The following is a 13,252-nucleotide window of genomic DNA, read 5'->3' as shown; positions in this document are numbered from 1 at the left end:
TCACGTCTCGGGTCGTCGCTAGCGTCTGCGGGAAAGTGCCCGTGCCGCCGCGTCAGCCGCGCGCTCCGCCGGAGACCGTCACCACCGCGCCGCGCGGCGTGTTGCCGCTGGAGCCGGTGATCGGGCTCATCGGCACGTCGCCGTGCTCGACGGCCTTCAGGTGCCGCGCCGCCGCGCCCATCGGCCGCGGCATGCCGCGCTGCGTCGGGTTGCGCACCATCGCGGACGCACCCTCGGTCCCGGTCACGCGCCGCTCGCTGCCCCAGGCATCGCCGGTGATGCGCACGGCCCGCGGCGTGGCCCCTTCACCGGTCACCCGCTGCGCGGGCGGCTCGGCGGACGTGGCCGGTGCCGGCAGCCACTGGGCCGCGGCCATCCCGCCGTGGCGAAATTCCGGCGTCCCGGTGATCAGGCCCTGCGCCTTCATGCCTGGGCCGGTCACGCGCATCGCCGACCCGTCCCCCTCGGTACCGCCGGTGATGCGGCGGCGCTGCTGCGCCTGCCGCGCGGGCGGCTGGATGCTGAAGTCCTGCGGGGCGGGCGGTGCGTCCGCCTGCGCCAGCTCCGGGTAGCGCGTCAGCCAGCGGCCGCTGAGCGTGCAGCCCCCGTGCAGGTTGTCCGGCCCGACGTACGGCGTGCCCGTCACCGGCTCGCACGCCCCGCGTTCGTCCCCGGTGATGCGCCCGCCGCCTGCGCCGGGGTTGTCGCCGCTGACGGTCGACAACGCAAACCCCGCCGGCATACGGGGCGCCGGCTCTGGCGCGGTGACAGCGGGCTGGACCAGCGCCGCGGGCGCGGCCGCCTCCACCGCCGCAGCGGGCGCGATGCCCACCGGGGCCGGTGCCTCGGCGCGACGCGACGCGGTGCCCGCGCGCACCCCCGCCTGTCCCTGCGCCGACAGCGCGTACTGCGTGCCGGAGATCGGGCGTTGCGCGCCGGCCTCGTTGCCCGTGACCTTCGCGCTGCGCCCGACGGGGGTGCCGGTGACGGCGTTGTCACCGCGCGACGACATCACGCTGACCTTGTGCGGGGCGCGGGACTCGACGCGCTCGCACAGCGCCACGTCCTCCGCCGCCAGATAGCGGGTGCCGGTGATGCCCTTGCACGCGCCGGTCTCGTTGCCGGTGACCTTCGGGTGCAGCCCGGCGGACACGCCGCTCACCGGACGCCCCGCCTCGGTGTGCGTCAGCTCGACCTTCGGGGGCCGCGGCTGCGGCGGGCGGCTCGCGCACCAGGCCTCGAACTGCTCCTGGCCAATGTACTCCGTGCCCGTCACGTGGCGGCACGCACCGGACTCCATCCCCGTGATCTTGGCGGTGTGCTCGACCTGCGTGCCGGTAACGGCTTGACCCGACAGCGTATGCCCTTCGCCCTTGAACGCCGCCTCACGCACCGCGGCGTTCGGCCGCACGCGCCCCGCGGGACGCTTGGCATTGGCGGGCTGGGTCGAATCGACCAGGCCGGCGCGGCCGGTCAGCGCCAGCAGCGTGCGCCGCTGCATCGCGAGCTGGCGGCCGGTCGCGCCCTTTTGCAGCGCCTCGCGCCAGTCGCGGTCGGGCATCGTGGTGGCGAGCCGCGTCGCCTGCGCCACGCGCGTCAGCCCCGCCTTGCCGTCGCGCGCCAGCGCCGCGCGCCGGGCCTGGGCCAGCGCACGGCCGGTGGGCGGGGCCACGCGTGGGCGCTCCGCCTCGGCCAACGCCGGGGCCGCGAGCGTCGCGCCGCCGGCCGCCAGCATCCGCGCCACCCCGTCATCCGCCGTGGCGGCGCCCGCAGCGGCGCGGGACGCGTTGTTCGCGCACCCGCCTTGCCCACCGCAGCCGCATCCACAGCCGGACGACGCCGCCGCGCTGGTGCGCGCCATCGTCGCCTTCAACTGGGCCACACCGGCGCGACCGTGCGACGCCAGGGCCTGCCGGCGCTGGCGCGCCAGTTCCCGACCCGAGAGGGTAGCCTTGACCACTGTCCCGTCCATCAGGGGACTCCTTCCTTGCGCGGTTGGGGGATGAGGGGTGCCGGTGCCGCCGTCTCGCTCAGCGGTACACCACGAACGTCAGCCCTTGGCTCTGGGCGTAGTTGTCGTACGCCACGAAGCGCACCATGTGGTTCGGAAACTCGCGGTGGCAGGCTTCGATTTCCGCCAACACCGCATCCACCGACTGCTCGCCGAACATCGGCAGCTTCCACATGTACCAGTAGCTTTCCTTGGCGGGGGTGCCGCGCTCGGTGTGCTCGACGGCCGGGTTCCAGCCCTGCGCCAGTGCATAGGCGATCTGGCGGCGCACCTGCTCCGGCGTCATCTGCGGCAGGTAAGAAAACGTTTCGTGCTTGAGCGACTGCTTGTAGGCCTGCATGATCGATCTCCTCGGGTGGAACGTGGATTACTTGTGCTGCACGTCGAGCTTGTCGACGACGTCGAATTCGAACTTGATCTCCTTCCACGTCTCCATCGCAATCTTGAGCTCGGGCGAGTGCTGGGCCGCAGCGGTGAGGATCTCCTTGCCTTCCTTCTCGAGGTTGCGGCCCTCGTTGCGCGCCTGCACGCAAGCTTCGAGCGCCACACGGTTGGCGTGGGCGCCGGCCGCGTTGCCCCACGGGTGGCCGAGCGTGCCGCCGCCGAACTGCAACACCGCGTCGTCACCAAAGATCGTCACCAGCGCCGGCATGTGCCAGACGTGGATGCCACCGGACGCGACCGCGAAGGCACCGGGCATCGAGCCCCAGTCCTGGTCGAAGAAGATGCCGCGGCTGCGGTCCTCGGGCACGAAGGACTCGCGCAGCAGATCCACCCAGCCCAGCGTCGCCTGGCGGTCGCCCTCGAGCTTGCCCACCACGGTGCCGGTGTGCAGGTGGTCGCCGCCCATCAGGCGCAGCACCTTGGTCAGCACGCGGAAGTGGATGCCGTGGTAGGGGTTGCGGTCGATCACCGCGTGCATCGCACGGTGCACGTGCAGCAGCACGCCGTTGTCGCGGCACCAGTTGGCCAGCCCCGTGTGCGCACAGAAGCCGCCGGTCAGGTAGTCGTGCATGATGATGGGCGCGCCGATCGATTTGGCGTATTCGGCGCGCTTGTACATTTCCTCGGGCGTCGGCGCGGTGACGTTGAGGTAGTGGCCCTTGCGTTCACCGGTCTCCTGCTCGGCTTTGAGCACCGCCTCCATCACGAAGTCGAAGCGCTGCTTCCAGCGCATGAACGGTTGGCTGTTGACGTTCTCGTCGTCCTTCGTGAAGTCCAGCCCGCCGCGCAGCGCCTCGTACACGGCGCGGCCGTAGTTCTTGGCCGAGAGTCCAAGCTTGGGCTTGATCGTGCAGCCCAGCAGCGGGCGGCCGTATTTGTTCATCAGGTCGCGCTCGACCTGGATGCCGTGCGGCGGACCGCCGCAGGTCTTGACGTAGGCGATCGGGAAGCGCACGTCCTCCAGCCGCAGCGAACGCACCGCCTTGAAGCCGAAGACGTTGCCCACCAGCGAGGTGAAGACATTGACCACCGACCCCTCCTCGAACAGGTCGATCGGGTAGGCGATGAACGCGTAGAACGCGGTGTCGTCACCGGGCACGTCCTCGATGCGGTAGGCCCGCCCCTTGTAGTAGTCCAGGTCCGTCAGCAGGTCGGTCCAGACCGTGGTCCAGGTGCCAGTCGACGATTCGGCCGCGACCGCCGCGGCCGCCTCTTCCCGATCCACGCCGGGCTGCGGCACGATCTTGAACACCGCCAGCAGGTCGGTGTCCAGCGGCGTGTAATCGGGCATCCAGTAGGTCTGGCGGTATTCTTTGACGCCAGCGTTGTAGGTCTTGACGGCCATGCTCACTCCTCGGATCTCGTGGTGGTTGCGCTCACCCGTGTGGCTCGGGGCTGCGCGAATCGTAGGTGGCGCCAACGTTTTTTCAAAGTAAAATTTTCAAACGCTTTTGATTTATTTGGATAAATGTTTTCACCGCGCCACCTCACCCTGCACCAGTTGCGCGTCTTCCACGCCGTCGCCTCGCACGGCAGCTTCGCGCGCGCCGCGGAGGCGCTGCACCTCGCCCCGCCGACGCTGTCGCTGCAGGTCAAACAGCTCGCCGAAACGGTCGGACAGCCCCTCTTCGAGCACATCGGCCGGCGCATCTACCTGACCGCCGCCGGTCGGCTGCTGGCCGAGGCGGCCGGGGACATCGACGAGCGACTGCGGCGCCTGGCGGAAGACGTCGCGGCGCTGCAGGGGATCGAAAAAGGCAGCGTGCGGCTCGCGATCCTGACCACCGTCAAGTACGTCGTGCCCAAGCTGCTCGGGGGCTTCGCGGCCGCGCACCCGGGCATCGACGTCGCGATGGTGGTGGGCAACCGCGACGCGCTGCTGCAGCGCCTGGCCGGCAACCAGGACGACCTCTACATCCTCGGCCAGCCCCCGGAAGGGTGGGACGTGCAATGCGAACCGTTCGCCGACAACCCGCTGGTGCTGGTGGCGCCGCCCGACCACCCGCTGGCACGCGAGCGCGCGATCGACCCGCGGCACCTCGCCGGTGAGCCCTTCATCCTGCGCGAACCGGGCAGCGGCACGCGCGCGACGATGCAGCGCTTCTTCGACGGGCTGGGGATCACGCTGCGCGCGCGGCTGGAGGTCGGCAGCAACGAGGCGATCAAGCAGACCGTGGCCGGCGGGCTGGGGCTGGCGGTGCTGTCGGCCCACACGGTGGTGGCGGAACTGGCGCTCGGCGAGCTGGTGCAGCTCGACGTGCAGGGCTTTCCGCTGCTGCGCCAATGGCACGTCGTGACGCCGCGCGGCAAGCGGCTCTCACCCGCGGCCGCCGCATTCAAGGACTGGCTGTATGCCCATCGGGATCAGGCGCTGGCGCAGGTCCGCCATCCGCCAGTCGCTCGGCGCGCACGCGGTCGATCCGCCGCCCCTGCATCGACACGACCGTAAGGCGCCACCCCGCCACCTCGACCGCATCGCCCACCGCCAGCAGGGTCCCGGCGACGGTCTGCATCAGCCCCGCGAGCGTCGCGTAGAGGTCGCGCTCCTCGTCGGGCAGTTCGGCGATCTCCAGCCGTGCCTTGAACTCGTGCGCCGGCATCGCCCCGTCGAGCAGCCACGAGCCGTCGGGCTGCGGCGTGGCCCACGCGTCGTGCGGCTCCTCGGGCGAGAGCTCCCCGGTGATCGCCTCCAGCAGGTCCAGTGGCGTGAGCAGCCCCTGCACCTCGCCGTACTCGTCGACGACGAAAACCATGCGCATGGCGCGCACGCGAAACTGCTCCAGCAGCTCCAACCCCGAGAGCGTCTCCGGCACGAAGACCGCGGGCTGCGCGTCGCGGTGCCAGTCGTGCTCGCGGCCGCCGGCCTCGTCCAGCGCGATCAGGTGCGACAGGTGCACCACCCCCTGCACGTCGTCCAGCCCCCCGCGGCACACCGGGTACCACGAATGCCCGCCCTCGCGCGCACGCAACAGCACCGCCGACAGGGGCTCGCCCGCGTCGAGCCAGTCGATTTCCGCGCGCGGCACCATCAGGCTGCCCAGCTGCCGCTCATCAAGCGCGAGCACGTTGCGCACCATGCGGTGCTCGTCGTGCTCGATCGTGCCCGAGCGCACCCCGTGGGCCAATTGGGCCTGGATTTCTTCGATCGTCACCTCGTGCCGTGGCAGCGGCGGGATCCCCGCCACGCGCAAAATGGTGTTGGTCGACGCGGCGAGCAGCCACACCGCGGGCTTGGCGGCCGTGGCGAGCACGAGCAGCGGGCGCGCCATCCAGCGCGCGATCGCCTCCGGCGCCGTCTGTCCGATGCGCTTGGCCACCAGCTCGCCGATAACGATCGTCAGATACGTCACCGCGGCCACGACCACGGTCGTTGCCACCGCGTGCGCCGCGCCGTGGGGCAGGCCCGCGTCCTGCAGCGCCGCCGCCAGCCCGTCCCCGAACGCCCCTTCGCCGACGATGCCGTTGAGCAAGGCCACCGTCGTGTTGCCCATCTGAATCGTGGAGAAAAACAGCGTCGGGTTGTCCTGCAGCCGCAACACCGCCTGCGCCCCGCGGTCACCCTCCCCGGCCGCGAGCTCCAGACGCGCGCGTCGGCTGCTGACGACCGCCATCTCCGTCATCGAAAACAGGCCGCTCAGCAGCGCCAGCAGCAGGATCAGCAGTACATCCATAATGTCGGCATGTCACTGTACCTCATCGGCGACGTGCAGGGCTGTGACGACGCCCTGCAGCGGCTGCTCGCCGACATCGGTTTTTCCCCGAGCCGCGACCGGCTCATCCTCCTGGGCGACGTGGTCAACCGCGGACCGGCGTCGCTGGCCACGCTGCGCCGGCTGCGCGCCCTCGACGGCGCGGCAGAGGTGCTGCTGGGCAACCACGACCTGCACCTGCTCGCCGTGGCGCATGGCGTGCGCCCGCCGCACCGCAGCGACACACTCGACGACATCCTCCAAGCCCCCGACCGCGCGGCGCTGCTGGACTGGTTGCGCTGGCGACCGCTCGCCCTGATGGAGCGCGGCTGGCTGCTGGTCCACGCGGGCGTGCTGCCGCAGTGGACGCCGGCGCAGGTGCTGGCGCTGGCGGCGGAAGTCGAGGAGCGGCTGCGCGCCCCGGACGTGGGCGCGTGGCTGCACCGGATGTACGGCAACCACCCGGACCGTTGGGATGACGGACTGATCGGGGCGGATCGCTGGCGCGTCATCGTCAACGCGCTGACGCGGCTGCGCTTTTGCAGCGCCGACGGCGTGATGGAGTTCGCCACCAAAGACAGCGCGGCGCAGGCACCTGCCGGTTTCCTGCCGTGGTTCGACGTGCCGGGACGGCGCAGCGCCGACACGCCGATCGCCTTCGGTCACTGGTCGACCCTCGGGCCGCTGTGCCGGGCCGACCTGCTGGCACTGGACACCGGCTGCGTCTGGGGCGGGCAGCTCAGCGCCGCGCGCTTGCCGGACGGGCTAGAGGCGCCGGACGCGCGTCGGGCCGAGATCATCCGGATACCGTGTCCGCAGGCTCAGCGGCCGGGGCGCTGAGCGGCTGGGGCGCGCGCAACAGCGCCGCCACCTTGCGCTTCGGGCGGATGTAGGCCGACAGGCCTTTCGGCGCCGGCGTCGCGCTGGGCTGCTCCCACGCCGCCTTGGCGTCGGGCGGCAGCGCGGGCTCGTACGGCTGATCGAGCAGCGGATCGGCCGGCGCGCCCGCCGTTCGCCCCCCGCTGCGACCCCGGGCGGTGCGCCCTTCGCCCGCCCGTGCGGCGGCACGGGCTTCGGCGGCCGGCGCGGCGTTAGCATCCGCCTCGGCGACACGCCGTGAACGCGCGCCGTCCTCCCGCTCCGCGCCGCGGACGCGCGGCCGCCGTTCGTCCTCGATCTCCAGCGGCTCCACCTCCGCGCGGCGGCCGATGAGTTTTTCAATCTCGGCCAGCGCCTTCGCGTCGCGGCCGCTAACGAACGAAATCGCCAGCCCCGACGCGCCGGCGCGCCCCGTGCGGCCGATGCGGTGCACGTAGTCCTCGGCGTTGAACGGGATGTCCACGTTGAACACCGCCGGCACGTCCTTGATGTCGAGCCCGCGCGCCGCGACGTCGGTGCACACCAGCAGGTCCACCTGTCCCTGCTTGAAGGCGTCGAGCGCCTTGAGCCGCTCGTCCTGGCTCTTGTCGCCGTGCAGCGCCGCGACGCGAAAACCGTCGCGCTCCAGCGCCCGCGCCAGCCGCGCACAGCCCAGCTTGCTGTTGACGAAGACGAAGGCCTGCTTGACCTGCTGGTCGCGCACGAGCTGCTTGAGCGCCTGACGCTTGTCGTCTTCCTCGACGCGGAAAAAGCGCTGCTCCACGGTCGACGCCGTGGTGTTGGCGCGCGCGACTTCGATGACGACCGGGTCTTGCAGGTAGCTGGCCGCCAGCCGCTTGATCTCCGGCGAGAACGTCGCGGAAAACAGCAGCGTCGTGCGCTGCTTCGGCAGGTACGACAGGATGCGCTGCAGGTCCGGCAAAAAGCCGATGTCGAGCATGCGGTCCGCCTCGTCGAGCACGACGTACTCGACCTGATTCAGCACGGCGGACTTGGCTTCGATGTGGTCGAGCAGCCGCCCGGGCGTGGCCACCAGCACCTCGACCCCCTTGCGCAGCTCCTCGACCTGCGGCTTCATGTCCATGCCGCCGAACACCACCGCGCTGCGCAGCGGCGTGTACTTCGCGTACAGCTTGATCTGCTGCGCGACCTGATCGGCGAGTTCGCGCGTCGGCAGCAGCACCAACGCCCGCACCGGGTGCCGCGCGGGCGAGGTCGAGGTGTTGGCGTGACGCAACAGCCGCTGCAGCAGCGGCAGTGAGAATGCCGCCGTCTTGCCGGTGCCCGTCTGCGCCGCGCCCATCACGTCGCGGCCCTGCAGCACCACCGGAATCGCCTGCGCCTGGATCGGCGTGAGCGTCGTATACCCCATCTCGGCCACCGCCCGCAGCAGCGGCTCGGCGAGGTTCAATTCGGAAAAAGTCTGTGCCATTGGGGGCGTATTGTCGCACCGCAGCACCGGGCACGCCAGCAGCGATAGCGAATAGGGCCCCGCGGGCCCTATTCGCGCCCGTCTGTGTGCGTGTCCGTGCGCTGATCGGGCCGACTGCGACGCCGTGCCGTACGGCCTGACGCCCTCACGCGCGCGCCGGTGCCCGGGTGCCTTCGGCTACTGCCGCGCGCTCAGGCGTACGACGGCGCCGGGTCGCTCGTCGGCCGGCCCTGGAAGTCCGTCCAGCAGCGGCGTGTGAAGTCGTACAGCTTGCAGCGGCGCGCCGTGTCGAAATACCAGCGCCAGCTGAAGCGCTGGATGATGATGCGGCCGGGCAGCATCTCCTCCAGCTTCTTTTGCGCCTGCTTGAGCTTGTACAGCGGCACGCTCATGTCCACGTGGTGCGCGGTGTGCTCCATGATGTGGTGCATCAGCGCGCCGATCTTGAACGGGAACTCCAGGTGCACGGTGGTGGAAACGAACGGTGCCGCCTTGGCCCAGGCGATCTTGTCGTCGTGCCATTGCACCGCCGGGTGCGTGTGGTGCACGTAGACGACGAAACCGATCATCGCGTTCCAGAACACGAACGGCACGACGAAGCCCATCACGACCTGCAGCCACACCGATTGGCCGGTCGCCAGCGCCGCCGCGACCATGCCACCGATCCACAGCAGCGCGACCGCGAGGACGAACACGCCATCCCACACGAACTCCGGCCGGCGCGTGCCCATGTAGGTCTTGCGCGGGAAGAACATGCGCAGCCACCACATCTCGATGAAGTAGTACAGCGCGGGGCCCCAGCCGCTGCGGTAGATGCGCTCGAGCAGCCGGCGGCCGGGCGAGAGCGCATCGAACTCGGCCTTGGTCAGCGGCGCCCAAACGAAATCCACCCCCTTGAGGTTGGTGTACCCATGGTGCACGACGTTGTGACCGACCTCCCACAGGCTGTAGGGCGTCAGTGACGGGATCATCGCAATGCGGCCCAGCACCTTGTTGAGCCCGCGGTGCGGCGTGTAGCTCTGGTGGCAGGCGTCGTGGCCGATGATGAACAGGCGCCCGATCGTGAAGCCCGCGGCCAGCCCGCACAGCAGCTTGGCCCACCATGCCTCGAACACGACCGTACCGGCGATCAGGGCGGCAAAGATCGCCCAGTCGAGCACCAACAGGGCGATCGCGATCGCGGTGCGCCGCTCGGCCAGCGGCGTGATCCAGCCGCGGATCACCTTGCGGTGCGGCAGGGGCTGCCCGGGCGGGATGGGTTGGGCGGTCTCGGGGGACGAGAGGGTTTCGTTGGCGGACATAGAACAAGACGACGGACGGACTCGAACCTCGGCGGCCACCCGGATGGGCCCCAGCCGCCGGCCGCAAGTATGCCCGATGCGGCTTACCCTGGCTTGACACAAGTCAAGCGAAGGCTGGCGCTCGCGTGCCGCTCTTGTGCCACCCGCAAAGCGGCGAGGCGTTTATAATGGCCGACTTTGCTGGCATCATCCCCCAACGTTGACAGGAACACAGACCCATGGCAACCAAATCGAAAAAATCGCCGCGTCTGGCGTCGGGCCGCAAGCGCGCCCGCCAGGACGCCAAGCTGAACGCCCACAACAGCTCGCTGCGTTCGCGCTACCGCACCGCCATCAAGAAGGTGGAAAAGGCCGTCGCCGCCGGTGACAAGGCCCAGGCCACCGCGCTCTTTGCCCAGATGCAGTCGATCGTCGATTCGATCGCGGACAAGGGCATTTTCCACAAGAACAAGGCCGCCCGCGACAAGAGCCGCCTGTCGGCCAAGGTCAAGGCCCTGGCCGCTGCCGCCTGACGCTTCAGGCACCGCCCGGACGCCCCCGATCCGCCGTCGAGCGGCGTCCGCCTTGGAACGGGTGCGCTGCCAGCAAACCCCACACGAGCCGCCGGTGCGCCAGCCCGGCGGCTTTTTCGTTGCAGCCTTCTGATCCGCCGTTGCCGTCGCGTATTGGCGGCCAGGGATCGGACCAGCCGATGCGACACCTGAACCCCGACGACGGCTCGACTTTGCGTAAGCCCGCGTGCCGCGACGCCCGTTTCGACGCCGAAAACGCGCGCAGCTCAGCCCCGCACCGTCGAGGACGGAGCGCCGCCCGGCCCGTCCGGCAACAGACACGCCTCGGTGACGACGAGGTCGTTGTCGCGCGCAAAGCCCATCACGAAATCCCACGCCCGCTCGTCGTAGTCCTTGAGCGCGCGGTCGACGACCACGCACTTGACGCCGTTGACGACGGTGGGGATGACCCACGGCGAATAGCGCAGATGACCACCCGGCCCCTGCACCGCCTGGGGGTGAAACGGACTCATCACGCCCGCCAGGCGTTCGGCCCAGTCACTGGGGCGAAACGTGCGGCCACTGCGCGTGACCCCCTGGATGAAGACTTGCTGGGCGTTGGGCGTGACCATCGCGCGTAGGGCCGCGCCACCGGTGGGCGGCACGGCGACGATAGAGAAGTGGGCGAGCACCCACGGAACACGGGTCGGGCACCCCGGGGATCGCCCGGGTACCATTGAGTATTATATCTTATATAAGACCTGCAATGGCACGCCCCGCCACCCCGTGCCCCTAGAATCGCGTTTTTCCGTCACCCTCCTGGCCGTTTAGACCATGCATGCCGCCACCCCGCCGACCGAGCCCCACGTGATGACCACTTACGGCCGCGTGCCGATCATGCTCACGCACGGTCGGGGCTGCCGCGTGTGGGACGCGGACGGCCGCGAGTATCTCGATGCGCTCGCCGGCATCGCCGTCAACACGCTGGGCCACGCACACCCACGCCTCGTCAAGGCGCTGCAGGAACAGGTCGCGCAGCTGATCCATGTCAGCAACTACTACCACCACCCCTGGACCGAACCGCTGGCCGCCGCGCTGTGCGAACGCTCGGGCCTCGAGAAGGTGTTTTTCTGCTCCAGCGGACTAGAGGCCAACGAGGCGGCGATCAAGCTCGCGCGCAAGTTCGGTCACGACAAGGGCATCGCGCGGCCGCAGATCGTCGTCTACGAAAAGGCCTTCCACGGGCGATCGCTGGCGACGCTGTCGGCCACCGGAAATCCGAAGGTCCAGGCCGGCTTCGAGCCGCTGGTCGAGGGGTTCATTCGCGTGCCGATCAACGACCTCGACGCGCTGCGCGCCGCCACCGTCGGCAACCCCGACGTGGTGGCCGTATTCTTCGAAGCCATCCAGGGCGAAGGCGGCGTCAATCCCCTGTCGCCCGAGTACATCGCCGGCGTGCGCGCGCTGTGCGACGAACACGACTGGCTGCTGATGATCGACGAGGTGCAGTGCGGCATGGGCCGCACCGGCAAGTGGTTCGCGCACCAGTGGGCGGGCGTCAAACCCGACGTGATGCCGCTGGCCAAGGGCCTGGGCTCGGGCGTGCCGGTGGGGGCGGTGGTGGCCGGCCCGCGCGCGGCGTCGATCTTCCAGCCCGGCAACCACGGCACCACCTTCGGCGGCAACCCGCTCGCGATGCGCGCGGGGCTGGAGACCATCCGCATCATGGAAGACGAGGGGCTGCTCGACAACGCGGCCACCGTCGGCACCTACCTGCACACGCAGCTGTGGGCCGAGCTGCACGGGCTGCCTGGCGTGCGCGAGGTGCGCGGCAAGGGCCTGATGATCGGCATCGAGCTGGACCGCCCGTGCGGCGTCCTGGTCAACCGCTGCGCGCAAGCCGGGCTGCTGCTGTCGGTGACGGCCGAGCGCGTCATCCGCCTCGTGCCGCCGCTGATCCTGACGCGCGCCGAGGCCGACGAGATCGTCGCCAAGCTGGTGCCGCAAGTGCGCGCCTTCCTGAACGAGACCGACGCATGAAACATTACCTGCAATTCAAGGACCTGACCGCCGACGAGTACGCCTACCTGTTCGAGCGGGCCGACTTCATCAAGCGCAAGTTCAAGGCGGTCGAGAAATACCAGCCCTTTGCCGACCCGGACCGCACGCTGGCGATGATCTTCGAGAAAGCCAGCACACGCACACGCGTCAGCTTCGAGGCCGGCATGTACCAGATGGGCGGCTCGGTCGTGCACCTGACCACCGGCGACAGCCAGCTCGGCCGCAGCGAGCCGATCGAGGACACCGCGCGCGTCATCAGCCGCATGGTGGACCTGGTGATGATCCGCACCTTCGAGCAGAGCAAGATCGAGCGCTTTGCGGCGCACTCGCGCGTGCCGGTCATCAACGGCCTGACCAACGAGTTCCACCCCTGCCAGATCCTGGCGGACCTGTTCACCTTTCTCGAGTACCGAGGCCGCCGCGCCGACGGTACGCTCGACCCGCAGGCGCTGCGCGGCATCACGGTGGCGTGGGTCGGCGACGGCAACAACATGGCCAACACGTGGCTGCAGGCGGCGCAGATCCTGGGCTTTCGCGTGCACATCAGCACGCCGCGTGGCTACGAGGTCGACCCCGCCGTCGCCGGGGTGCCGCGCGGGGACTTCTGGCGGGTGTTCGACGACCCGATGGAGGCCTGCCGCGGGGCCGATCTCGTCACGACCGACGTCTGGACCAGCATGGGGTACGAGGCGGAAAACGAGGCGCGCAAAAAAGCCTTCGCCGCCTGGTGCGTCACACCGGCGATGATGGCCGTGGCCAAGCCGCAGGCGCTGTTCATGCACTGCCTGCCCGCCCACCGCGGCGAGGAGGTCGCCGCCGAGGTCATCGACGGCCCGCAGTCCGTCGTCTGGGACGAGGCGGAAAACCGCATGCACGTGCAAAAAGCCCTGATGGAGTACCTGCTGCTGGGTCGCGTGGCCTGATCGCTCCCCTCCCCTGCCGGT

12 protein-coding genes are annotated in these 13,252 nt (G+C 69.9%); 5 read left to right on the top strand and 7 right to left on the bottom strand.

Going from position 1 to position 13,252, the window contains the following annotated elements; all coding sequences use genetic code 11:
- Nucleotides 1-52: 52 nt before the first annotated feature.
- From LCC91_RS02425 to LCC91_RS02415, 3 genes are read right to left on the bottom strand one after another with little or no spacing between them, the layout of a single operon-like run.
- Nucleotides 53-1,972, bottom strand: coding sequence for a CsoS2 family carboxysome shell protein (locus LCC91_RS02425; RefSeq protein WP_143898068.1), 1,920 nt, complete (start codon nt 1,970-1,972; stop codon nt 53-55).
- 58 nt (nt 1,973-2,030) lie between these two features.
- Nucleotides 2,031-2,351 carry a ribulose bisphosphate carboxylase small subunit gene (locus LCC91_RS02420; protein ID WP_043701481.1) on the bottom strand — a complete coding sequence of 107 codons (321 nt, stop codon included), beginning with the start codon at nt 2,349-2,351 and terminating at the stop codon, nt 2,031-2,033.
- Nucleotides 2,352-2,378: 27 nt separating this feature from the next.
- Nucleotides 2,379-3,800, bottom strand: coding sequence for a form I ribulose bisphosphate carboxylase large subunit (locus LCC91_RS02415; protein WP_043701478.1), 1,422 nt, complete (start codon nt 3,798-3,800; stop codon nt 2,379-2,381).
- Nucleotides 3,801-3,923: 123 nt separating this feature from the next.
- Between LCC91_RS02415 and LCC91_RS02410 the strand changes: the two genes are divergently transcribed.
- A complete protein-coding gene (locus LCC91_RS02410) occupies nt 3,924-4,904 on the top strand; it encodes a LysR family transcriptional regulator (protein WP_143898070.1) in 981 nt (326 codons plus the stop codon).
- Here LCC91_RS02410 and LCC91_RS02405 read toward each other — a convergent pair.
- Entirely contained in the window at nt 4,792-6,126 is a 1,335-nt protein-coding gene (locus LCC91_RS02405) for a hemolysin family protein (RefSeq protein WP_143898071.1), read from the bottom strand. The genes LCC91_RS02410 and LCC91_RS02405 overlap by 113 nt on opposite strands.
- Nucleotides 6,127-6,135: 9 nt before the next feature.
- Between LCC91_RS02405 and LCC91_RS02400 the strand changes: the two genes are divergently transcribed.
- Nucleotides 6,136-6,984, top strand: coding sequence for a symmetrical bis(5'-nucleosyl)-tetraphosphatase (locus LCC91_RS02400; RefSeq protein WP_143898073.1), 849 nt, complete (start codon nt 6,136-6,138; stop codon nt 6,982-6,984).
- On the opposite strand, the gene LCC91_RS02395 is transcribed toward LCC91_RS02400, so the two are convergent.
- Nucleotides 6,941-8,455, bottom strand: a complete 1,515-nt coding sequence (locus LCC91_RS02395) for a DEAD/DEAH box helicase (RefSeq protein WP_058616199.1) — start codon at nt 8,453-8,455, stop codon at nt 6,941-6,943. The two genes, LCC91_RS02400 and LCC91_RS02395, sit on opposite strands and share 44 nt — an antisense overlap.
- A 191-nt stretch (nt 8,456-8,646) precedes the next feature.
- The gene (locus tag LCC91_RS02390; RefSeq protein WP_058616200.1) at nt 8,647-9,756 is read right to left on the bottom strand and encodes a fatty acid desaturase; all 1,110 of its coding nucleotides are present in this window, start codon (nt 9,754-9,756) and stop codon (nt 8,647-8,649) included.
- Between the two features lie 218 nt (nt 9,757-9,974).
- Between LCC91_RS02390 and rpsT the strand changes: the two genes are divergently transcribed.
- Entirely contained in the window at nt 9,975-10,268 is a 294-nt protein-coding gene (gene rpsT, locus LCC91_RS02385) for a 30S ribosomal protein S20 (protein WP_043701471.1), read from the top strand.
- 266 nt (nt 10,269-10,534) lie between these two features.
- On the opposite strand, the gene LCC91_RS02380 is transcribed toward rpsT, so the two are convergent.
- Nucleotides 10,535-10,879 carry a DUF3579 domain-containing protein gene (locus LCC91_RS02380; protein WP_043701467.1) on the bottom strand — a complete coding sequence of 115 codons (345 nt, stop codon included), beginning with the start codon at nt 10,877-10,879 and terminating at the stop codon, nt 10,535-10,537.
- Between the two features lie 202 nt (nt 10,880-11,081).
- Here LCC91_RS02380 and LCC91_RS02375 point away from each other — a divergent pair, with 202 nt between their 5' ends.
- Both LCC91_RS02375 and argF read left to right on the top strand, forming a co-directional pair.
- Complete coding sequence (locus tag LCC91_RS02375; RefSeq protein WP_058616201.1) at nt 11,082-12,287, top strand: aspartate aminotransferase family protein; 1,206 nt, start codon at nt 11,082-11,084, stop codon at nt 12,285-12,287.
- Nucleotides 12,284-13,231: an ornithine carbamoyltransferase gene (gene argF / locus LCC91_RS02370; RefSeq protein ID WP_058616202.1), complete on the top strand. Its 948-nt coding sequence runs from the start codon at nt 12,284-12,286 to the stop codon at nt 13,229-13,231. Before LCC91_RS02375 ends, argF begins: the two co-directional genes overlap by 4 nt.
- Nucleotides 13,232-13,252: the final 21 nt, after the last annotated feature.

It is taken from the genome of Tepidimonas taiwanensis (assembly GCF_020162115.1).
Taxonomy (GTDB): domain Bacteria; phylum Pseudomonadota; class Gammaproteobacteria; order Burkholderiales; family Burkholderiaceae_C; genus Tepidimonas; species Tepidimonas taiwanensis.
The sequence above is the reverse complement of the archived record's forward strand: the minus strand, read 5'-3'. Positions and strand labels throughout refer to the sequence as shown.